Consider the following 485-nt stretch of genomic DNA (forward strand, 5'->3'; position numbering starts at 1 on the left):
GGGATTATGCGGTCTTGAGAAGGAGCACCAGGATGAAATTTGATACGGTTATTATGGGCGGCGGTCTCGCCGGTTTGCTATGCGGACTGCAACTCCAGCAGCATGGATTACGCTGCGCCATCGTCACCCGCGGACAAAGCGCGCTGCATTTTTCCTCCGGCTCGCTGGATCTACTCAGCGCCCTGCCCGACGGCCAACCGGTGACTGACATTACCGCCGGGCTTGATGCGCTGTGCCGCCAGGCGCCTGAACATCCTTATTCGCGTTTAGGCGCGCAAAAAGTCCTTACGCTGGCGCAACAGGCGCAAACGCTACTTAACGCCAGCGGCGCGCAGTTATACGGTGACGTACAGCAGGCGCACCAGCGTGTCACGCCGCTTGGCACATTGCGTTCAACCTGGCTTAGCTCGCCGGAAGTACCGGTCTGGCCGTTATCCGCACAGCGAATTTGCGTCGTCGGCGTTAGCGGATTACTGGATTTCCAG

1 protein-coding gene is annotated in these 485 nt (G+C 59.2%); it reads left to right on the top strand.

Annotated elements, in window-relative coordinates; genetic code table 11:
* Nucleotides 1-32: 32 nt before the first annotated feature.
* The coding region (gene glpB, locus RAD15_RS43620; RefSeq protein ID WP_458184831.1) for an anaerobic glycerol-3-phosphate dehydrogenase subunit GlpB at nt 33-485 on the top strand (453 nt) is incomplete at its 3' end.

The organism is Bradyrhizobium sp. 14AA, assembly GCF_054185205.1.